The following is a 19,907-nucleotide window of genomic DNA, read 5'->3' on the forward strand; positions in this document are numbered from 1 at the left end:
GGCGGAATGGATACTGAATCAGGAGATCTCGATGGAAGATATTTTCGTGGTCGGCGCCAGCCGAACAGCCGTTGGCGATTTCGGCGGCGCCCTCAAGGACGTACCGCCCTGCGACCTGGGCTCGCTGGTCCTGCGGGCCGTGCTCGATCGAAGCAATGTGTCGCCGGCCGACGTAGGGCACGTCGTTTTCGGCCATGTCATCAACACCGAGCCGCGCGATATGTATTTGTCGCGGGTGGCGGCCATGCATGCCGGCATCGGCCACGCCACGCCTGCCTTCAATGTGAACCGCCTTTGCGGCTCCGGCCTTCAGGCCATCATCTCCGCCGCGCAGGCCCTCAAGCTCGGCGATGCCAGCATCGCCATCGGCGCGGGCGCCGAAAGCATGAGCCGGGCGCCCTATATCGCTCCGGCGCAGCGCTGGGGTGCGCGCATGGGCGACAGCGCCATGCTCGACATGATGACCGGCGCCCTGTCCGATCCCTTCGACAAAACCCATATGGGCGTGACGGCCGAGAACGTGGCGCAGAAATACTCCATCAGCCGCCAGGACCAGGACGACCTGGCGCTGGTGTCGCACCAGCGTGCCGCCGCAGCCATCAGGCAAGGCTACTTCAAAGAGCAAATCGTTCCGGTCATCCAGAAAACCCGCAAGGGGGATGTGGTGTTCGATACCGACGAACATGTGCGCATGGATGCCGTCGCCGAGAACTTCGCCGCGCTGCGGCCCGTGTTCCAGAAAGAGAACGGCACGGTCACGGCCGGCAATGCGTCGGGGCTGAACGATGGAGCAGGCGCCGTGCTGCTCATGACCGCCTCGGCCGCCAAAGAGCGGGGCGTGGCGCCGCTGGCCCGGCTGGTATCCTACGGGCATGCCGGAGTCGAGCCGAAATACATGGGCATAGGGCCGGTGCCGGCCACGCGCATCGCGCTGGAAAAGGCGGGGCTCACCGTCGGGCAGATGGACGTCATCGAAGCCAACGAGGCCTTTGCGGCCCAGGCCTGCGCGGTCAGCAAGGAACTGGGGTTCGACCCGGCCAAGGTCAACCCCAACGGCAGCGGCATCAGCCTGGGCCATCCCATCGGGGCCACCGGCGCCATCATCACCGTCAAGGCGCTGCATGAACTCCAGCGCATACAAGGGCGCTATGCCCTGGTCACCATGTGCATAGGCGGCGGGCAGGGCATCGCCGCGATTTTCGAACGTGCTTGAGCCGGACGATTTGCTGGACGACACGCCCACGCTGTCCGAGCAGGGCGGCGTGCGCTATCTGCATTTCGGCACGGAATGGATACAGGGCGCCATGCGCATGGCCAGGCCGCATGAACTGGTGCTGGCCTATACCCAGCAGATGATGGCCTGGCTGCTGTTCCTCGAGCCCCGCAAGACGGACGAGGTCGCCATCCTGGGCCTGGGCGCCGGGTCCTTGCTGCGCTACACGCTCAAGCACACGCCGGCATGGGTCCAGACCGTGGAATGGAATCCCGCCGTGACGGCGATCTGCCGCATGTATTTCCGCTTGCCCGAAACGCGCCGTTCGGCCATCGACCATTGCGATGCCGGGCTATGGGTCGGAAAGCCCGCCAACTTCGGCCGCTACATGGCGCTGATGGTGGATTTGTACGATGCCCAGGCGCAAGGCCCGGTGCGCGACTCGCTGGAGTTCTACCAAGGCTGTCACCGCGCGCTGGCCGATGCGGGAGTCATGACGGTCAATCTGTTCGGGAACCATGCCAGTTTTCCGCCCAACCTCAGGAACATCCGCAAGGCGTTCGGGGGAAGGGTGCTGGAGCTGCCCGAGATCGATGCGGGAAACCGCATCGTGCTGGCCTTCAAGGGACCCCTGCTGGACGTGTCCACATTGCAGCTGCTGCAGAGAGCGGACGAGGTCGAGTCGTCCTACGGGCTGCCGGCGCGCCGCTGGGTCCGTTCGCTGCTCGCGCAGCATGGCCCGCGCAGTTCGCTGGTGGTCTAGGAGCCGCGCGGCGCCCCGTTGGCGTCAACATGGGCCAGGGGTGTGGCGGCAGGGATTTCCCTTGAAGGCAATCGGGCCTTCAACGGGTTAGACTAACGTCCGTCCGCGACGCTTTGCTGATGTCGCTTGTATTCGTCAAGGAGCTTCACATGAGGTTTAACACGTCCGCCAAGCTGGCTTTAGGGGCCATGGCCATGATGGGCGCGATGGCGCACGCCCCGGCGTCCGCCCAGTCCGTCGCCGTCACGTCCATCGTCGAGCATCCCGCCCTGGACTCGATCAAGGACGGCGTCCACGAAGCCCTGGCCAAGGCCGGCTATACCGAAGCCAAGGGCCTGAAGTGGCAATTCCAGACGGCGCAGGGCAACACCGCCATCGCCGCCCAGATCGCACGCAAGTTCGTGGGCGACAAGCCCGACGTCATCGTCGCCATTGCCACGCCCTCGGCGCAAGCCGTGGTGGCGGCCACCAAGTCCATCCCGGTGGTGTATTCGGCCGTGACCGACCCCGTGGCCGCTCAACTGGTCAAATCCATGGAGCCTTCCGGAACCAACGTCACCGGCGTGTCCGACAGCCTGGCTCTTGAGAAGCAGGTCGATCTGATCAAGAAGGTCGTGCCCGAAGCCAAGCGCGTGGGCATGGTCTACAACCCGGGCGAAGCCAACTCGGTCGTGGTGGTCAAGCAGATGCGCGAACTCCTGCCCAAGGCCGGCATGTCGCTGGTCGAAGCGACCGCCGCGCGCACCGTCGACGTGGGGGCCGCCGCACGCAGCCTTGTCGGGAAGGTCGACGTCATCTACACCAATACCGACAACAACGTGGTGTCGGCCTACGAGGCCCTGGTCAAGGTGGGCAACGACGCCAAGATTCCCCTCATCGCCTCGGACACCGACAGCGTCAAGCGCGGCGCCATTGCCGCGCTGGGCGTCAATTACCACGACCTGGGCATCCAGACCGGGAAAATGGTCATCAAGATTCTGAAAGGCCAGAAGCCCGGCGAACTCGCCTCCGAAACCAGCGACAAGCTCGAGCTGTTCGTCAATCGGGGCGCAGCCGAGAAGCAGGGTGTGAAGCTATCCGATGCATTCGTGAAATCCGCGACCAAGGTCATCGAATAAACAGCCGCGGCGCATCGATTAAAATGCATGCGTCCATATGAACAGGCGGGTTGCCGCAGACCCCGCCTGGTTAGTTGACGGAATCAAGTTCGCCGAACTTGGCCAAGCGAATTAACCAGGCGGGGCACTGGCAGCCCGCCTGTTTCTTTTTTGGTTTTACCGGTTAGATACATGTCTATTTATTCATTGTGGGGCGCCCTGGAGATCGGCCTTATCTTCGGCCTGGTGGCTCTGGGCGTGCTGATTTCCTTCCGGATACTGCGCTTCCCCGACCTGACCGTGGACGGCAGCTTCCCGCTGGGCGGGGCCACCGCCGCCACCCTGATCAGCATGGGCATGGATCCGTTCACCTCTACGCTGGTCGCCACCCTGGCCGGGGCGGTCGCCGGCATGATCACGGGCTGGCTGAACGTTCGCCTGAAAATCATGGATCTGCTTGCCAGCATCCTGATGATGATCGCCCTGTATTCGATCAACCTGCGCATCATGGGGCGGCCCAATGTGCCCCTGATCTCCGACCCCACCGTTTTCACCGTCTTGCAGCCCGAAGGCATCAGCGACTACATCATGCGGCCGCTGATCCTGCTGGTCGTGGTCGTGGCCTGCAAGCTGGCGCTCGATTGGTATTTCTCCACCAAGACGGGCCTGGCCATGCGCGCCACCGGCTCCAATCCGCGGATGGCGCGCTCACAGGGGGTGGCCACGGGCGGACAGATCCTGGCGGGCATGGGCATATCCAATGCCTTGTGCGCGCTGGCGGGCGCGCTGTTCGCGCAATCGCAGGGCGGCGCCGATATTTCCATGGGCATAGGCACCATCGTCATCGGCCTGGCCGCCGTCATCGTGGGCGAGAGCATCATGCCTTCGCGCAGGCTGGTCATCATCACCCTGGCCGTGATCCTGGGCGCGATCCTGTACCGCTTCTTCATCGCCCTGGCCTTGAATGTCGATTTCATCGGCCTGAAGGCGCAGGACCTGAACCTGGTAACGGCTGTCCTGGTCACCATCGCTCTGGTCATTCCATTGCTGAAACAACGCCTGCGCGGCAAGAACGGAGGGCGCTGAGATGTTGAGCGCACAGAACCTGAACATCACGTTCAATGCGGGCACGCCCATCGAGACCCGCGCTTTGCGCGGCTTGTCGCTGGACATTCCGGCCGGCCAGTTCGTGACCGTCATAGGCTCCAACGGAGCGGGCAAGTCCACCTTCCTGAATGCGGTTTCGGGCGACCTGCCCATAGACAGCGGCACCATCGTCATCGACAATCAGGACGTCACCCGACAGCCCGTCTGGGAAAGGGCCAAGCGGGTGGCCAGGGTGTTCCAGGATCCCATGGCGGGTACCTGCGAGGACCTGACCATCGAAGAGAACCTGGCGCTGGCCTACAGCCGCGGCGAGCGGCGCGGCTTTGCCAAGGCCGTCAGGCATTCGATGCGCGACGAATTCCGCGAGCGCCTGTCCATTCTGGGACTGGGTCTGGAGAACCGGCTGACCGATCGCATCGGCCTGCTCTCGGGCGGTCAGCGCCAGGCGGTCAGCCTGCTCATGGCGGCCTTGCGGCCCTCACGCATTTTGCTGCTCGACGAACACACGGCGGCGCTCGATCCGCGCACGGCCCAGTTCGTGCTGGATCTGACGGCCCGCATCGTGTCCGAAAGCAGGCTGACCACCATGATGGTCACGCACAGCATGCGCCAGGCCCTGGATGTGGGCGAACGCACCGTCATGCTGCACCAGGGCAATGTCGTGCTCGACGTATCCGGACCCGAAAGGCGAGGCATGGACGTTCCCGATCTGCTGAACATGTTCGAGCGCGTTCGGGGCGAGAAACTGTCCGACGATGGCCTTCTCTTAGGGTGATGCGGGCCCTTGGGCATGGGGCTTGCTGCGCAGCTGCGGTGTTGACTGCCGCAGGCCCCTATGACTATCGAGGATCCGCTTGTTCTAAAAGTACTTACCGTAAACACGCACAAGGGCTTTACGGTTTTCAATCGTCGCTTCATCCTGCATGAATTGCGCGATGCCATACGAGCTACCCATGCGGACATCGTCTTTCTGCAGGAGGTGCTGGGGGCGCATCATCACCATGCCCAGAAGCTTGCCCGCTGGCCCGCCACCAGCCAGTATGAGTTCCTGGCCGATTCGATATGGGGAGACTACGCCTACGGGCGCAATGCCGTCTATCCCCATGGCCATCACGGCAATGCCGTGCTGTCCAAATTCCCCATCGCGCGCTACGACAACATCGATGTCTCCATAGGCCGTCACGAGAAGCGTGGCCTCTTGCATTGCGTCCTGAAGCCGCCGGGCCGGGACACGGACATACATGCGATTTGCGTGCACCTGGGCCTGCAGGAGAAACACCGGGGCAGCCAGCTGGCCTATCTGTGCCGGCTGATCGAGCAGGAGATTCCCGCCGATGCGCCGCTGGTCGTGGCGGGGGATTTCAACGATTGGCGCTTGCGCGGACAAAAGGCCCTTACGCGCTCCAGCGGCCTGAAAGAGGTGTATCGCGAGCGGCATGGCCAGGTGGCGCGCAGCTATCCGGCGCGCTTTCCCTTGCTGCGGCTGGATAGAATCTATGTCCGCAATGTAGGGGACTTCGAGCCCGTGGCGCTGGCGTCCCGGCCCTGGACCCATCTGTCGGATCATGCGCCTCTGGCCGTGGAGCTGACGCTATGACGGCGGTGGCGTGGACGTCGGGAAACTCCCTGGAGCTGCTGGAGAACGGTGAAGCCTTCTTTCCCGCTGTATTCGATGCGATACGCGCCGCCCAGCGCAGCGTGGTCCTGGAAACCTTCATCATTTTCGAAGATGCGGTGGGCCGGGAACTGCAGCGGGCGGCGATCGAGGCGGCGCAGCGCGGCGTGCGCGTCGACATCACGGTCGACGGATACGGGTCGGCCGATCTGACCGCGGAGTTCATCGACGCCATGACGTCCGCAGGCGTTGCGTTTCATGTGTTCGACCCCCGGCCCAAGCGCCTGGGCATGCGCACCAATCTGTTCAGGCGCCTGCACCGGAAGATCGTGGTGATCGACGATGCCCTTGCATTTGTCGGAGGCATCAATTTCAGCGCCGATCACCTGGCCGATTACGGTCCCACCGCCAAGCAGGATTACGCAGTCTCCATACGCGGCCCGCTGGTGGAACATATCGCGCGCTTCGAAGCCCAGATTCTGCAGCCGGTGCGTCCAAGGTTTTCATGGCGCGGGCTGCGCCGCAAGAGGGCGCCGGCCGCTGATGAACCGGGCGACAGCGCGGCCGCGCTGGTGGTCCGCGACAATGACCGGCACAAGAACGATATCGAGACCCATTACCGGATCGGCCTGCGCGCCGCGCAGCGCGAGATATTCATCGCCAACGCCTATTTCTTTCCGGGCTATCGCTTTCTGCGGGATCTGCGCAATGCGGCCAAGCGCGGCGTGCGGGTCCACCTGATTCTTCAGGGCGAGCCCGACATGCCGTTCGCGCGCTTCGTCGCCACCATGCTTTATGACTATCTCCTGTCGGGCGGCGTCCATATCTACGAATACTGCGAACGGCCCCTGCACGGAAAGGTCGCAACCATGGACGGCGTCTGGTCCACGGTCGGTTCGAGCAATCTGGATCCGCTCAGCCTGGCGCTCAACCTGGAGGCGAATGTCTTGATCAACGACAGGGAATTCAGCTCCATATTGCAGCAGCGCCTTGAAGCGCTCATTGAAAACCACTGCCAATTGATGCGGCGGCAGACAGCGCCCCGCAGGAAAATCCAGCGCGTGCTCGTAGGCGTGTTCGTCTTTCATTTTCTTCGCCGCTTCCCCTCATGGGCGGGGTGGCTGCCAGCGCGCAAGCCGGAGCTGAGGTCCGTGCCCGCGCCCATGGACGAGCAGGCCGGGGAGCAGCCATGAGCGCCGCCTGGACGAAAAGCAGCCTGGCCTGGACCCGGGCCCACTGGCCCCGCATCCGCAAGGTGGCCACCGCCGGATTCATCTGCCTGGTCATCGTGCTGCTTTGCATGGCGGCGACACGGATCGAATGGGGCGAGGTGCTTGGCGCCATCGGCGCGATGCCCGGACCCGTCCTATGGACGGCGGCATTGATTTCCGCGGCCAGCTATGTGCTCTACAGCAGCTTCGACCTGGTGGGCAAGCACTACACCGGGCATGATCTGGCATGGTGGAGGGCGATGATGGTGGGGTTCATCAGCTATGCCTTCACCATGAACCTGGGCGCGCCGGTCGGCGGCGTGGGCCTGCGCTTGCGCCTGTACACCAGACAGGGACTGAAGCAGGGCGTGGTCATGCGCGTGATGGCGCTGAGCCTTGCCAGCAATTGGATAGGCTACTCGATGCTGGCCGGCGTCGTGTTCGCGGCCGGGGCGGTCGCGCTGCCCGCCGAATGGGAGCTGGGCAATGGCGCGCTGCGCCTGATCGGCGTGGGAATGGCCCTGGCCGGGCTGGCCTACCTGGGCCTGTGCGGGTTCTCGAAGACCCGTTCGTGGACGGTATGGGGGCATGAGATCGAGCTTCCCTCGTTGGGGATGGCCGTCCTGCAAATGTGCATCGCCATGCTGAACTGGGCGCTGATCGCGGCCGTGATCTATGTGCTGCTGCAGCAGAAAGTGGCCTATCCGCTGGTGCTTGGCACCTTGCTCATCAGCGCGATCGCGGGGGCCCTGGCCCACATACCGGGCGGGCTGGGCGTCATCGAATCGCTGTTCATCGCCTTGCTGGCCTCGCCCGACCTGCCGCGCTTCAAGATACTGGGCGCCATTCTGGTCTATCGGGCCGTCTATTACATTGGTCCCTTGCTGATCGCCGGGACCTGGTATCTGGCCGCCGAGGCAAAGATGGGGCAAGGGCGAAAAACCGATAAATCCGACGTCCGCTGTACGAATTACCCCTATCGGTAATTTCTGCCCCGGCCGCGGAAACCGGGCGCAGAGCGGGATTTTCCTTTGCCCCGGCACGTTGATTGCTTGAACGATGGCATGGCCGGCGCAAGAGGCCATGCGTTTTCAGCCTTTCGCGGGGCACTGACAAGGAGTATCGATGATGATGAATAAACACCGGGCGGATATGCACAGGCAGAAAGAAAGGGTCGTCTACGACGCCAAAGAGCTGATCGCGGGCACGGAAGCGCTGCTGCGCTCGACCGCGTCGTATACAGGCGGCGAAATCGATGCGGCGCGCGAGAATCTGCGCCTGCAGCTGGAGGCGGCGAAACAGGAAACCGGGCGATTGAATCGCGCGGCCGTTGAAAAGATAAGCAGGGCCTCCACGCTGGCCGACGAGTATGCGCACAACAACCCATGGCCCCTGCTCGGGGTGGCGGCGCTTGCCGGGGCCATCGCCGGCTTCTGCCTCAACGACAGCCGGCGTCGCTGATTACTCGGAGAAAGGCCATGTCACTGATCGTAGCCGCGCGTTTCGATACCTTCGATGCCGCGCAGGGCGCCGCCTCGGCGCTCATCAAGGAGGGCGTCGCAGCCGACGCCCTGCATACTTTCTTCGTCAATCCGGCCGGAGCGCATGATCGCTATGCGCTGGGCGGCGACAGGGCCGCCGATCCCGATTCAAAGGGCGGGCAATTCGGCGCGGTCGGCGGCGCCGCCGCCGTCGGCATCGTCGGCGCACTGATCGGCGGCGTCATCGCCTTTACTTTCTCCACCTCTTTTCTGATCGTCGTGGGCGGTGCCGGAGCGGGCGCCTATATCGGCTCGCTGGCGGGTGCGATGTACGTGCTGGGAAAGTCCAGGCCGCGGCGCAGCTTGCAGGAAGCGGTCGATGCAAAGGTGAACGAAGGGCGCGCCTCGGGCGTGCTGCTGGCCGTCCATACCTCGCCCGAGCACGAAAAGAACGTGGCGCGGATACTGAAAGATGCCGGCGGGCAGGAAGTGGAACGCGCCCAGGGGCGCTGGGAAGAGGGGGGATGGGAGGATTTCGACCCTCTGGTCAGCCCGCAGCTGGAAAAGGACATTTAGGAAACGGACGGCGCCCTCAGCCCCCGGCGCTTCGGCATGGTTCCGTTGCGCCGCGAGGCCTAAAACGCGCCGATCCGGCGCGGCTTGTGGTCAGGGCTGCCCGACCTTGATGTTGTAGTCCACCTTCTTCACGCCCGCCACCTGGCGCGCCGCCTGCACAGCGTTTTGCGCCGCCAACTGGTCGTCCACGTTGCCGCGCAGCGTGACGACGCCTTCATATGTGCTGACCTGGATATTGTTCGCATGCACTCCGGGCACTGACACCACGGCTGCCTGCACATTGGTATTGATGGACGCATCATCGGTGTATTGCGCCGCGCTGCGCGGAGCCGGGTCGCCGGCGCAGGCGCCCAGCGCCAGGGTGGCGGCCGCGATCATGAGCGCGCGCGAGAATCTGTGCTTCTTGGCCATAGAGATCTCCCTTTATCGAGAATGAAGAAACCCTGGATCCAGGGCTGCCCGTTCTCCACAGCAAGACTTGTGCCGGGAGAGGCCGCCCCGGATGGCGCAACCTGCGCTGAAGCACATTGAAATAGGAGCATCTGCGTGCAATTCTGTCGTAGTGCAACATTTCCCTTTATACTCACGCTTTACTAAAAACCAGAATCATTACCGCTGCTTTCCCAAGAGGAGGGCATGCTGTACGGGAGTCTTCGAATGCCGAACCTTCGCCTGCCTTCAGGGCGGCAAGTCCGCTTTGTCCTTATATGTTCCTTGTTCGTGCTTGCGGCCTGCGGTGAAAAACCGCAGCAGGCGATGGGCGAAATGAAGGTTCCGGTCAGCGTCATCACCGTTGAACCGGCCGCGACCGAAATCTACGTCGAGCTGCCGGGGCGGGTCGAAGCGATCAAGGATGCCCAGATCCGCGCCCGCGTGAACGGCATCGTCAACGAGATCAATTTCGAGCAGGGCGGCGACGTCAAGGAAGGGCAGTTGCTGTTTACCATCGATCCCGCGCCATACGTCGCCGCGCGCGATCAGGCGGCGGCGCAGCTGAAAAACGCGGAGGCCGACGTGCGCACGGCCCGCCTGCTTGCCCAGCGCTATTCCAAGCTGATCAAGGCCAACGCGGTCAGCCGGCAGGAATACGACAACGCCGTGGCCCAGGCCGGCCAGGCGGATGCCGCCGTTGCCGCCGCCAAGGCCAACCTTAAGGCGGCCGATATCAACCTGGGCTATACCAAGGTCGTGTCCCCCATCGATGGCCGCATCGGCAAATCGCTGGTCACCGAAGGCGCCCTGGTCAGCGCCAGCGCCGCCACGCAGATGGCCACGGTGCAGCAGCTGGACCGCGTTTATGTCGACATCACGCGTTCGACCACGCAGCTGGCGCAGTTGCGCCGCGCGATGGACGAAGGAATCCTCAAGCAGGCCGGCGACCCCGCCGCGCAAGTGCTGCTGGAAGACGGCAGCGCCTACAAGCACCAGGGCAAGCTGCTCTTTTCGGGCGTCAGCGTCGATCCCACCACGGGCCAGGTGAACCTCCGGGCCGAGTTCGACAACCCCGAGCAGATCCTGCTTCCCGGCATGTACGTCCGGGTGCGCCTGCAACAGGGCGTCGATGAAAAAGCCCTGCTGGTGCCGGAACAGGCCATACAGCGCACTTCCGACGGACTGAGCAGCCTGATGGTCGTCAAGGAAGGCAAGGTGCAGCCCGTCGCGGTGTCGGTAGGCTCTCAGGTCAAGGGAAAATCCATCATCTACAAGGGACTGAATCCGGGCGACGTGGTCGTCGTGGAGGGCTTCCAGAAGATTCGCCCCGGTGCGGCGGTGCAGCCCATTCCATGGAAGGAATCACAGGCGGCCGGCCAGGGCGGGGCCGCCCAGGGCGCCGATGCGGGCAAAACCGACCCGGCGGCGCAGCAAGGCCAGCCCCAGGGCGATGCTTCCGGATCCAAACCCGCCTCCCAGGGCTGAGGCTTCCTCAGTCCCGCGGGCCGGACATGGCGGCCCGCCGCGTCAATGCTTATAAAGTGAGCGCACATGCCACAGTTTTTTATTGAACGACCGATTTTCGCCTGGGTGGTCGCCTTGGGAATCACCCTGGCCGGCTTGCTGGCCATCCCCAACATGCCGGTCTCGCAGTATCCGGAAGTCGCGCCGCCCGCCATCACGATCAATGCCACCTATCCCGGCGCATCCGCCGACGATGTGGCCAGTTCCGTCGCCAGCGTAATCGAAAACGAGCTGAACGGCGCAAAAGGGCTGTTGTACTACGAGTCGGTCAGCGATTCCTACGGCCAGGCCGAGATCACCGTGACCTTCAAGCCGGGAACCAATCCCGACCTGGCCCAGGTCGACGTGCAGAACCGGGTGTCCAATATCACGGCCAAGCTGCCCGCCGCGGTGGTGCAGCAGGGCCTGAAGGTCTCGCAAACCAATACCGGCTTCCTGATGGTGGTCACGGTGTCGTCGCGCGACGGATCGCTGAGCGAAACCGCATTGGCCGATTACATTACGCGCAACATCCAGAACCCGGTGTCGCGCGTGCCGGGCGTGGGCAAGTTCCAGTTGTTCGCGGCGGGCCGCGCCATGCGCGTCTGGGTGGATCCGGACAAGCTCACCGGTTTCAAGCTCAGCATGGCCGACGTCAATAACGCCATCAGCCGCCAGAACGTGCTGATTTCCGGCGGCATCATGGGCTCGCCGCCCAATCCCGAGGCGCAGCGCGTGGCGGCTCCCATCGTGGTGAACGGCCAGTTGTCCTCCGTCGAAGAGTTCAGCAACATCGTGCTGCGCTCCAACGTCGACGGCTCGTCCGTGCGCCTGGGCGACGTCGCGCGCATCGAGGTCGGGGCCGACAACTACCAGTTCGGCGCGCGCCTGAACGGCAAGGCCACCGCCGCGTTCGCGATCTCGCTTTCGCCCAACGCCAACGCGCTGTCCACGGCGGAAGGCGTGAAGGCGAAAATGGACGAGCTGTCCGAGTTCTTCCCGGAGAACATCACCTACGCCGTTCCCTACGACACCTCTCCCTACGTCGAGATTTCCATCGAGCAGGTCGTGCACACGCTGCTCGAAGCCATGGTCCTGGTGTTCGTGGTGATGTTCGTCTTCCTGCAGAACGTGCGCTATACACTGATCCCGGCCCTGGTGGTGCCCGTGGCCATACTTGGCGCCTTCGCCGTCATGCTGGCCCTGGGTTTCTCGATCAACGTGCTGACCATGTTCGCCATGGTGCTGGCCATCGGGATCCTGGTGGACGATGCCATCGTGGTGGTCGAGAACGTCGAGCGCATCATGGCCGAGGAGGGCCTGCCGCCCAAAGAGGCCACCAAGAAAGCCATGCCGCAGATCAGCGGCGCCATCGTCGGCATCACGCTGGTGCTGACCACGGTGTTCCTGCCGCTGGCCTTCATGTCGGGATCGGTGGGCGTCATCTACCGCCAGTTTTCGGTGGCCATGGCGGTGTCCATCCTGTTCTCGGCGCTGCTGGCGTTGACCTTCACTCCCGCCTTGTGCGCAACCATACTCAAGCCCATACCCAAGGGCCACCACGCCACCAAAAAGGGTTTCTTCGGCTGGTTCAACCGCTCCTTCGACAACACCACGCAGCGCTACGAGGGCTGGGTGGGCCGCAGCCTGAAGCGCGGCGGACGGATGATGCTGGTCTATCTGGTGCTGGTCATCGCCCTGGGCTGGCTCTACCTGCGCCTGCCCACCTCCTTCCTGCCCGAGGAAGACCAGGGCTACGTGGTCGCCAACATCGAACTGCCCGCCGGCTCCACCGCCAACCGCACCGTGGAGATCATCGAGCAGGTGGAGCAGTACTTCAGCAAGATTCCGGAAGTGGCCAACATCATCACTGTCCAGGGCTTCAGCTTCAACGGCAACGGGCTCAATTCGGCGATTGCCTTCGTCCCGCTGAAGGATTTCTCGGAACGCAAGAGCCCCGGCAGCTCCGCCCAGGCAATTTCCGGCCAGGCCATGCAGAAGCTGTTGTTCGGCTTGCCGGACGCCATGGTGTTCTCCATCGTTCCGCCGGCGATTTCATCGCTGGGCAACGCATCCGGTTTCGACATGCGCCTGGAGGATCGCGGCGGGCGAGGGCACGACGCGCTGATGGCGGCTTCCCAGCAACTGCTTCAAATGGCGGCCCAGAACCCGGTGCTGTCGCAGACGCGCATCACCGGCCTTGGGCCGGGCGCGCAGCTTAGCCTGACCATAGACCGCGACAAGGCCGCCGCCCTGGGCGTCGATTTCGCCGAAGCGGCGCAGCTTGTTTCCACCGCCATGGGCTCGTCCTATGTCGGGAAATTCACCAATCAGGGCTGGATCCAGAACGTGTGGGTGCAGGCCGACCAGGGCCATCGCATGAAGCCGGACGACGTGCTCAAGCTGAATGCGCGCAACAGCCAGGGCGAGATGGTGCCGCTGTCCTCCTTCGTGTCCTACGAGTGGGTGGAGGGGCCCGTGCAGGTCGTGCGCTACAACAGCTACGAATCCGTGCGCATAGGCGGATCGGCGGGCCCGGGCTATTCCACGGGCGAAGCCATGGCGGAAATGGAAAAGCTGGTCGGCCAGTTGCCGGCCGGCTTCGGCGTCGAATGGACCGGGCTGTCCTATCAGGAAATCCAGGCCGGCGGCCAGACGACCATCCTGCTCAGCCTGGCCGTGCTGGTCGTCTTCATGGTGCTGGCGGCGCTGTATGAAAGCTGGGCCATACCGCTGTCCGTCATGCTGGCCGTCCCGCTGGGCATGCTGGGCGCCGTCGCCATGACGACGGTCATGGGCATGTCCAACGACGTGTATTTCCAGGTCGGCATGATTACGGTCATCGGCCTGGCGGCGAAGAACGCCATCTTGATCGTCGAGTTCGCCAAGGATCTGTACGCCACCGGCAAAACCAGCCTTCTGGACGCCACGATCGAGGCGGCGCGCCTGCGCTTCCGGCCCATTCTCATGACCTCCTTCGCCTTCATCCTGGGCGTGCTGCCGCTCGCCCTGGCGACCGGCGCCGGTGCGGCCAGCCAGAACGCGGTGGGCCTGGGCGTGCTGGGCGGCATGCTGGCGGCCACGCCTCTGGCGGTCTTGTTCGTGCCGGCCTTTTTCGTCGTCGTGCTGACCCTGTTCAAGGTCAGGCCGGACAAGCTGCTTGGCGGCCATGTGCCCCATGCGGTGCATGACGCCGGCGCGCATGGCGCCACTCACCAGGAACCCCATGAGAACAAGACGGGGGACAAGCATGAATAATCGCCTTTTCCAGCGCGCCGCCTTGCCGCTGCTGATTACGCTGGCGCTGGCCGGCTGCTCGCTGGCGCCCAAGTACGAGCGCCCGGACGCGCCCGTGCCGGCCCAGTATCCGGACGCCGCGGCCGTGAACAACAGCGGACCGAACAGCGCCCAGTCCGTGGCGCCCAATGCGGTCACCAGTTCCGATCTGGGCTGGAGCGAGTTTTTCAACGACCCGCGCCTGAAAGCCCTTATCGAACTGGCGCTGGCCAACAACCGCGACATGCGCATCGCCGTCGAGCGGGTGCAGGAGGCCAAGGCGCAGTACGGCATCGCCGACAGCGACCGCTATCCCACGCTGGGCGTCGGCGGCAATGCGCAGATCACGCGCAATCCCGAGAACTTGCGTGTGAACGGCGCGGAATCTTCAAGCGTCACGCGCTATTACCAGGCGGGCGTGGGCATGACCGCGTTCGAACTGGATTTCTTCGGGCGCGTCAGAAACCTGTCCGAAGCCGCGTATCAACAGTACCTGGCCACGGCACAGGCCCGGCGCACCGTGCATATCAATCTGGTGGCCCAGGTGGCCGAGGCGTACTTCCGCCTGCGCACGGCCCAGCAACTGGAAGTGCTGATGCGCAGTACCCTGAAGTCCAGGGAAAGCACCATGTCGCTGGTGCAGGCCCGCTATGACGCCGGCGTTGCCTCGGCGCTGGATCTGAACCAGGCGCGCGGGCAGCTCGATACGGTGCGGGCCGACCTGACCGGCATCCGCCGCGCGCAGTCGCAGGCGCAGAACGCCCTGCAATTGCTGCTGGGTTCGCAGCCGCCGGCCGACCTGCCGCCGCCCGCGGTCTTCGGGCGCGACCAGGTGCTGGCCGCCATACCGGTGGGCCTGCCGTCCGAGTTGCTGACCCGGCGTCCCGACATACTGGGCGCCGAAAACGCCTTGCTCTCGGCCAATGCCAATGTGGGCGCGGCGCGGGCGGCGTTTTTCCCCAATATCTCGATTACCGGCCTGCTGGGCTTCGCCAGCCCTCAGTTGGGCGGCCTGTTCGGTTCGGGCCAGCGTTTCTGGCAGTTCTCGCCCCAATTGCAGGTGCCGATTTTCTCGGGCGGTGTCAGCGGCAATCTGGACCTGGCCAAGGCCCGGAAGAACATTGCCGTCGCCCAATACGAGAAAGCCATCCAGACGGCATTCCGCGAAGTGGCCGATGCGCTGGCCGGGGAAGCGACCTATTCAGGCCAGCTGGACGCGCTGCGCTCTTTGCAGACCTCGGCCTCCGAAAGCCTGCGATTGGCCCAACTGCGCTATGAAACCGGCATAGACAGCTTCCTTCAGGTGCAGAATGCCGAGGTCGACCTGTACACCACGCAACGCACCCTGCTGCAAACGGGCATGGATTCCCTGTTGAACCGGGTCGAGCTGTACAAGGCGCTGGGCGGGGGCTGGCTGCGGGATTCGGCCCCGCCCTTGCCGACCACGACGCAGGATACGGTGTCCGGTAGCATCGATGGCCTGCAGGGCGCCGGGACAACAAGCCAATAAAAGGTAATAATAGGGAAGAGGATTTTTTTACCGGCAACGAAGGGGTGGTGCATCGAAATGATTGAATTGGGTGTAAATATTGATCATGTCGCCACCCTGCGCCAGCAGCGCCATACCGTTTATCCCGACCCCATCCAGGCGGCCCTGCGCGCCGAGGACGCCGGCGCGGACGTCATTACCCTGCACCTGCGCGAAGATCGCCGCCACATCCAGGATGCCGATGTGACCGCGATGCGGCCTCTGCTGCGCACCCGCATGAACCTCGAATGCGCGATTACCGCTGAAATGCTGGGCATTGCCTGTCAGGTTCGTCCGCAAGACGTCTGCCTGGTGCCCGAAAAGCGCAGCGAACTGACCACGGAAGGCGGGCTCGACGTCCTGGGCCAGTTCGACGCCGTGCGGCAAGCCGTCGCCCAATTGCACGACGCCGGCATACGCGTTTCGCTGTTCATCGACCCCGAAGCCGCCCAGATCGATGCCGCCCAGCGGGCGGGGGCCACCGTCATCGAGCTTCACACCGGCGCGTATTCCGATGCGCCCGACGCGTCAAGCATCGACGCCGAGCTTGCGCGGCTGCGCGGTGCCGTGGCGGCGGGCGTGGGACTGGGCCTGCGCGTCAATGCGGGCCATGGCCTGCACTACGAGAACGTCCAGTCCATCGTGGCCATGCCCGGCATCGCCGAACTCAATATTGGACACGCCATCGTGGCGCGCGCCGTCTTCGACGGATGGGAAAAAGCCGTGCGCGACATGAAGGCGCTGCTTAGAAAAGGATGAAGATGTCTGCTGTAGCACCAATCGATTATTTGCTTTCCCGCCGTTCCGCCAAATTCGTGCAGGCTCCCGGCCCCTCTGAAGACGAGCTCGGGCGCATTCTGCAGTCGGCCATGTCGGCACCCGATCATGGGCAGTTGCGGCCCTGGCGCTTCGCGCTGATACGCGGCGACGCCATAGGGCGCCTGGCCGACATGGCGATAAGCGCCATCAAGTCGGCCGGCCTGCCGCTGGCTCCCGAGAAAGAAGCGAACAACCGCCGCTGGCTGGCCCAGGTCCCCTTGCTGATCGCCGTCGCATGCCGGCTCGATCACGCCAACACCAAGATCCCCGAGCACGAAAGACTACTTGCCACGGGCGCCGCGGTCACCAACATATTGAATGCCGCCCATATGCTGGGTTATGCGGCTTTCTGGAGCACAGGCCTGGGGACCTATGTCGACGAAGTCGGCGAAGCGCTGGGCTTCGACAGCCTGGATTACCGCTTCATGGGCTATGTGGCCATCGGCACGCCCATCAATGCGCCGGGCACTCAGCCGCGTCCCGATTATCGCCAGTTTGTCACCGAGTGGCAGGGCACCTAGCTTCTGCCCGCTGCTTGCCTGGCTGCCCGGTGTCGGGATTTGCTTCCCCCCTCGGCAGGCGGGACACCGGGTATCTCGTTTTCCGGCCGGCTCACGGATGATCGACGATTTCATTCGCGCGGCTTGCCGACCGGGTGATCGCCGTCCCCCTGATTGGAGTATCTGGAAATGAAACTACTGAAAACGGATGTGGCCATTATCGGCGCCGGCACGGCGGGGCTGTCCGCCTATCGGGCGGTGAAATCGGCCGGTTTGAATGTGCTGCTGATCGAAGGCGGGCCGCACGGGACAACCTGCGCGCGGGTGGGCTGCATGCCATCGAAGCTGCTTATCGCCGCCGCCGAGGCCGCCCATACCGCGGCATCGGCGGAGCCCTTCGGCGTTCATATCGACGGCGCGATTCGCATTGACGGAACCCAGGTCATGGATCGGGTCAAACGCGAGCGCGATCGCTTCGTGGGTTTCGTGCTTGAAAGCGTGGAAAGCATGCCGGCCGGCGACAAGATTACCGGCCATGCGCGGTTCATTTCCGATACGGTGCTGCATGTCGACGATCATACCGAGATCCAGGCGTCCCGCGTGGTCATCGCCACGGGATCCTCGCCCGTGGTGCCCGAATCCTATAAAAGCCTGGGCGATCGCATCGTGGTCAATGACGATGTATTCGAATGGAAGGATTTGCCGCGCAGCGTGATGGTGGTGGGCGCCGGCGTCATCGGCCTGGAGCTGGGCCAGGCGCTGGCCCGGCTGGGCGTCAAGACATGCATTGTGAACCGCAGCGGCAATCTGGGCGGCCTGACGGACCCCGAGGTCCGGAAGAGCGCGCTGGCCGCCTTCCAGGCGGAACTGGACTTGCGCTTGAATACGCAGATCGTGGCCTTGCGTCGGGTGGGTGAGCAGGCCGAAGTGCGCTTCCAGACGGAAGGGCAGCCGGAGGCAACCGAAACATTCGATTATGTATTGGTGGCGGCGGGCCGGCGGCCCAATGTGGCCGGGCTGGGCCTGGAGAATACGTCGGCCACGCTGGACGACGAGGGCATGCCGGAGTATGACGCGGCCACCCTGCAGCTGGGGTCGGCGCCGATTTTCATCGCGGGCGATGCGAACGGGGTTCTGCCGCTGCTGCACGAGGCGGCCGACGATGGCCGCATCGCTGGCGAGAACGCCGCTTCGTATCCTCAGGTCAATCCCGGCAAGCGCCGCGCTCCGATGGCGGTGGTGTTTTCGGACCCGCAATTGGCACAGGCGGGCTTGCGGTTCAGGGAGCTGCCCAAGCAGTGCGTGGCTTTCGGCGAGGTCGACTTCGCGAACCAGGGGCGTTCGCGGGTGATGCTGAAGAATCGCGGGAAGCTGCGGGTTTATGTCCATAAGGACGGCGGCCGCTTCCTGGGGGCCGAGATGGCGGGGCCTGGCATGGAGCACATCGCCCATTTGCTGGCCTGGGCGGTGCAGCAGGAACTGACGGTGTCGCAGATGCTGGAGATGCCGTTTTACCATCCTGTGGTCGAAGAGGGCCTGCGGACGGCGTTACGGGAGGCGGCCAAGCATCAGGTGGAGGCCAGGCTGGACGATGTTCGCAAGGAGGAGAAGGCGGTCAATAGCAATTGATGCGGTCGCCTTCCGGCTTGCCGCCGGATTAGGGGCGCGTAAATCGACGGTGTCATTGCGGCCGTTTTGCTTATAGCCAAGTCGATTGTGCTGCGGTGTTCAGCTTGCATTGCTTAGGTATTCGTTGTGTCCGTGCATGCTGTCTTTCTTGTACACATGCTTGCCGTTTTCGTACACGCTTGCTTTTTTTTTGCGCATTTGCTGTTTTTTACACGTGGGCGGGGTGGGGGTGAAGGCCGTTGGGCCCGCGTGACCGGTTCGGCGCGGCGGCGCCGAACCGGTCACGTGGAGCTGGACCGCTACCCGAGCCCCGCCGCACGTCAGAAGAAGCAAGCTGCAGCCACATGAACGAGAGATTCACATGAATGAGAGATCACATGCGATAGATCAAATGAACAAGCCGCTCAAATCGGCCAGCCGCCAAACCCGAAACAACAAGCCCAAAAGAGAAAGGGCGTGCCCATAGCACGCCCAATCCGAATATCCATCCGGCGCGCCATTCGCGCCACCACTCCTTTACCTTTAACCGTGGCCCAATAACGTTTTCACGCCCCGGGTCAGCACCTCCACAGACTCCGTATCGGCTGCCAGATAGCGCGCGCGTCCATCGTCGTCGAAGATATACACCCCCCGGCTATGAGCCACCTCGTAGTTTTCCGGATCGTTCCCCTTGGGCTTCTCGATCTGGTAGGCCACCCGATAGCGCCTTGCCACGTCGGCCACCTGCTTTTCAGTGCCCGTCAGGCCGATCGCATTGCTGTCGAAGGCCTCCACATAGGCCGCCAGGATATCCGGCGTATCGCGGTGCGGGTCCACGCTGACGAACAGGATGCGTACCTTGGACGCCTCGTCGCCCAGCTCATGCATCACCTGAGACAGCTGCGCCATGGTCGTGGGGCAGACATCGGGGCAGCTTGCGTAGCCGAAGAACATCAGCACCGTCTTGCCCTTGAAGTCGTCCTGCGTCACCGTTTTTCCGCCCGCCGCTTCCAGCGTGAAACGCAGGTCGGGCAGGAAGCCGCGCACATTGTGCAAGGCTGTATCGGCCTGAACCGCAGCGGAGGCAAACGACAGTACAAAGCAGCAGGCCAGGCCCAGCAGGAAACGGTACAAGTTACGCATGACGGACGAAATCGTTGGAATGGCAGGCGAAAGCG

At 63.8% G+C, this 19,907-nt stretch carries 18 protein-coding genes; 16 read left to right on the forward strand and 2 right to left on the reverse strand.

Annotated features, from left to right (window positions below; translation table 11 throughout):
- The first annotated feature begins 31 nt into the window (after positions 1–31).
- The 10 genes from OEG81_RS08520 (at position 32) to OEG81_RS08565 (ending at position 9,063) form a co-directional block, all read left to right on the forward strand.
- Positions 32–1,213 carry an acetyl-CoA C-acyltransferase family protein gene (locus OEG81_RS08520; RefSeq protein WP_264132296.1) on the forward strand — a complete coding sequence of 394 codons (1,182 nt, stop codon included), beginning with the start codon at positions 32–34 and terminating at the stop codon, positions 1,211–1,213.
- Positions 1,206–1,976 carry a spermidine synthase gene (locus OEG81_RS08525; RefSeq protein WP_264132297.1) on the forward strand — a complete coding sequence of 257 codons (771 nt, stop codon included), beginning with the start codon at positions 1,206–1,208 and terminating at the stop codon, positions 1,974–1,976. The genes OEG81_RS08520 and OEG81_RS08525 overlap by 8 nt, the downstream gene beginning before the upstream one ends.
- A gap of 149 nt (positions 1,977–2,125) precedes the next feature.
- Positions 2,126–3,094: an ABC transporter substrate-binding protein gene (locus tag OEG81_RS08530; RefSeq protein WP_264132298.1), complete on the forward strand. Its 969-nt coding sequence runs from the start codon at positions 2,126–2,128 to the stop codon at positions 3,092–3,094.
- A gap of 171 nt (positions 3,095–3,265) precedes the next feature.
- Complete coding sequence (locus OEG81_RS08535) at positions 3,266–4,159, forward strand: ABC transporter permease (protein WP_264132299.1); 894 nt, start codon at positions 3,266–3,268, stop codon at positions 4,157–4,159.
- A gap of 1 nt (position 4,160) precedes the next feature.
- A complete protein-coding gene (locus OEG81_RS08540; protein ID WP_264132300.1) occupies positions 4,161–4,955 on the forward strand; it encodes an ABC transporter ATP-binding protein in 795 nt (264 codons plus the stop codon).
- Positions 4,956–5,015: 60 nt separating this feature from the next.
- Entirely contained in the window at positions 5,016–5,777 is a 762-nt protein-coding gene (locus OEG81_RS08545; RefSeq protein WP_264132302.1) for an endonuclease/exonuclease/phosphatase family protein, read from the forward strand.
- Positions 5,774–6,988 carry a cardiolipin synthase ClsB gene (gene clsB / locus OEG81_RS08550; protein WP_264132303.1) on the forward strand — a complete coding sequence of 405 codons (1,215 nt, stop codon included), beginning with the start codon at positions 5,774–5,776 and terminating at the stop codon, positions 6,986–6,988. The genes OEG81_RS08545 and clsB overlap by 4 nt, the downstream gene beginning before the upstream one ends.
- Positions 6,985–7,992, forward strand: a complete 1,008-nt coding sequence (locus OEG81_RS08555; RefSeq protein ID WP_264132304.1) for a lysylphosphatidylglycerol synthase domain-containing protein — start codon at positions 6,985–6,987, stop codon at positions 7,990–7,992. Before clsB ends, OEG81_RS08555 begins: the two co-directional genes overlap by 4 nt.
- Positions 7,993–8,131: 139 nt before the next feature.
- On the forward strand, positions 8,132–8,467 hold the full coding sequence (locus tag OEG81_RS08560; protein WP_264132305.1) for a DUF883 family protein: 336 nt from the start codon (positions 8,132–8,134) through the stop codon (positions 8,465–8,467).
- Positions 8,468–8,484: 17 nt separating this feature from the next.
- Complete coding sequence (locus OEG81_RS08565) at positions 8,485–9,063, forward strand: hypothetical protein (protein WP_264132306.1); 579 nt, start codon at positions 8,485–8,487, stop codon at positions 9,061–9,063.
- Between the two features lie 90 nt (positions 9,064–9,153).
- On the opposite strand, the gene OEG81_RS08570 is transcribed toward OEG81_RS08565, so the two are convergent.
- A complete protein-coding gene (locus OEG81_RS08570) occupies positions 9,154–9,474 on the reverse strand; it encodes a BON domain-containing protein (RefSeq protein WP_264132308.1) in 321 nt (106 codons plus the stop codon).
- A gap of 246 nt (positions 9,475–9,720) precedes the next feature.
- Between OEG81_RS08570 and OEG81_RS08575 the strand changes: the two genes are divergently transcribed.
- From OEG81_RS08575 to OEG81_RS08600, 6 genes are all read left to right on the forward strand, one after another.
- Positions 9,721–10,980, forward strand: a complete 1,260-nt coding sequence (locus OEG81_RS08575; RefSeq protein ID WP_264132310.1) for an efflux RND transporter periplasmic adaptor subunit — start codon at positions 9,721–9,723, stop codon at positions 10,978–10,980.
- Positions 10,981–11,046: 66 nt separating this feature from the next.
- The gene (locus tag OEG81_RS08580; RefSeq protein WP_264132311.1) at positions 11,047–14,256 is read left to right on the forward strand and encodes an efflux RND transporter permease subunit; all 3,210 of its coding nucleotides are present in this window, start codon (positions 11,047–11,049) and stop codon (positions 14,254–14,256) included.
- A complete protein-coding gene (locus OEG81_RS08585) occupies positions 14,249–15,784 on the forward strand; it encodes an efflux transporter outer membrane subunit (protein WP_264132313.1) in 1,536 nt (511 codons plus the stop codon). The genes OEG81_RS08580 and OEG81_RS08585 overlap by 8 nt, the downstream gene beginning before the upstream one ends.
- 57 nt (positions 15,785–15,841) lie before the next feature.
- A complete protein-coding gene (locus OEG81_RS08590; protein WP_264132314.1) occupies positions 15,842–16,561 on the forward strand; it encodes a pyridoxine 5'-phosphate synthase in 720 nt (239 codons plus the stop codon).
- A gap of 2 nt (positions 16,562–16,563) precedes the next feature.
- On the forward strand, positions 16,564–17,142 hold the full coding sequence (locus OEG81_RS08595) for a nitroreductase (protein WP_412034125.1): 579 nt from the start codon (positions 16,564–16,566) through the stop codon (positions 17,140–17,142).
- A 168-nt stretch (positions 17,143–17,310) separates the two neighbouring features.
- Complete coding sequence (locus OEG81_RS08600) at positions 17,311–18,750, forward strand: dihydrolipoyl dehydrogenase (RefSeq protein WP_264132318.1); 1,440 nt, start codon at positions 17,311–17,313, stop codon at positions 18,748–18,750.
- Between the two features lie 522 nt (positions 18,751–19,272).
- Here the strand turns inward: OEG81_RS08600 and OEG81_RS08605 are convergent.
- A complete protein-coding gene (locus OEG81_RS08605; RefSeq protein ID WP_264132319.1) occupies positions 19,273–19,872 on the reverse strand; it encodes an SCO family protein in 600 nt (199 codons plus the stop codon).
- Positions 19,873–19,907: the final 35 nt, after the last annotated feature.

Origin of the sequence: Pollutimonas sp. M17 (assembly GCF_025836975.1) — a bacterium.
Classification (GTDB): Bacteria; Pseudomonadota; Gammaproteobacteria; order Burkholderiales; family Burkholderiaceae_B.

Coding starts and splice junctions, on each gene's coding strand:
- OEG81_RS08605 (WP_264132319.1), bottom strand. CDS start 19,872: ATGCGTAACTTGTACCGTTTCCTGCTGGGCCTGGCCTGCTGCTTTGTA.
- OEG81_RS08540 (WP_264132300.1), top strand. CDS start 4,161: ATGTTGAGCGCACAGAACCTGAACATCACGTTCAATGCGGGCACGCCC.
- OEG81_RS08530 (WP_264132298.1), top strand. CDS start 2,126: ATGAGGTTTAACACGTCCGCCAAGCTGGCTTTAGGGGCCATGGCCATG.
- OEG81_RS08560 (WP_264132305.1), top strand. CDS start 8,132: ATGATGATGAATAAACACCGGGCGGATATGCACAGGCAGAAAGAAAGG.
- OEG81_RS08590 (WP_264132314.1), top strand. CDS start 15,842: ATGATTGAATTGGGTGTAAATATTGATCATGTCGCCACCCTGCGCCAG.
- OEG81_RS08575 (WP_264132310.1), top strand. CDS start 9,721: ATGCCGAACCTTCGCCTGCCTTCAGGGCGGCAAGTCCGCTTTGTCCTT.
- OEG81_RS08555 (WP_264132304.1), top strand. CDS start 6,985: ATGAGCGCCGCCTGGACGAAAAGCAGCCTGGCCTGGACCCGGGCCCAC.
- OEG81_RS08570 (WP_264132308.1), bottom strand. CDS start 9,474: ATGGCCAAGAAGCACAGATTCTCGCGCGCGCTCATGATCGCGGCCGCC.
- OEG81_RS08585 (WP_264132313.1), top strand. CDS start 14,249: ATGAATAATCGCCTTTTCCAGCGCGCCGCCTTGCCGCTGCTGATTACG.
- OEG81_RS08565 (WP_264132306.1), top strand. CDS start 8,485: ATGTCACTGATCGTAGCCGCGCGTTTCGATACCTTCGATGCCGCGCAG.
- OEG81_RS08595 (WP_412034125.1), top strand. CDS start 16,564: ATGTCTGCTGTAGCACCAATCGATTATTTGCTTTCCCGCCGTTCCGCC.
- OEG81_RS08580 (WP_264132311.1), top strand. CDS start 11,047: ATGCCACAGTTTTTTATTGAACGACCGATTTTCGCCTGGGTGGTCGCC.
- OEG81_RS08600 (WP_264132318.1), top strand. CDS start 17,311: ATGAAACTACTGAAAACGGATGTGGCCATTATCGGCGCCGGCACGGCG.
- OEG81_RS08545 (WP_264132302.1), top strand. CDS start 5,016: ATGACTATCGAGGATCCGCTTGTTCTAAAAGTACTTACCGTAAACACG.
- OEG81_RS08520 (WP_264132296.1), top strand. CDS start 32: ATGGAAGATATTTTCGTGGTCGGCGCCAGCCGAACAGCCGTTGGCGAT.
- clsB (WP_264132303.1), top strand. CDS start 5,774: ATGACGGCGGTGGCGTGGACGTCGGGAAACTCCCTGGAGCTGCTGGAG.
- OEG81_RS08535 (WP_264132299.1), top strand. CDS start 3,266: ATGTCTATTTATTCATTGTGGGGCGCCCTGGAGATCGGCCTTATCTTC.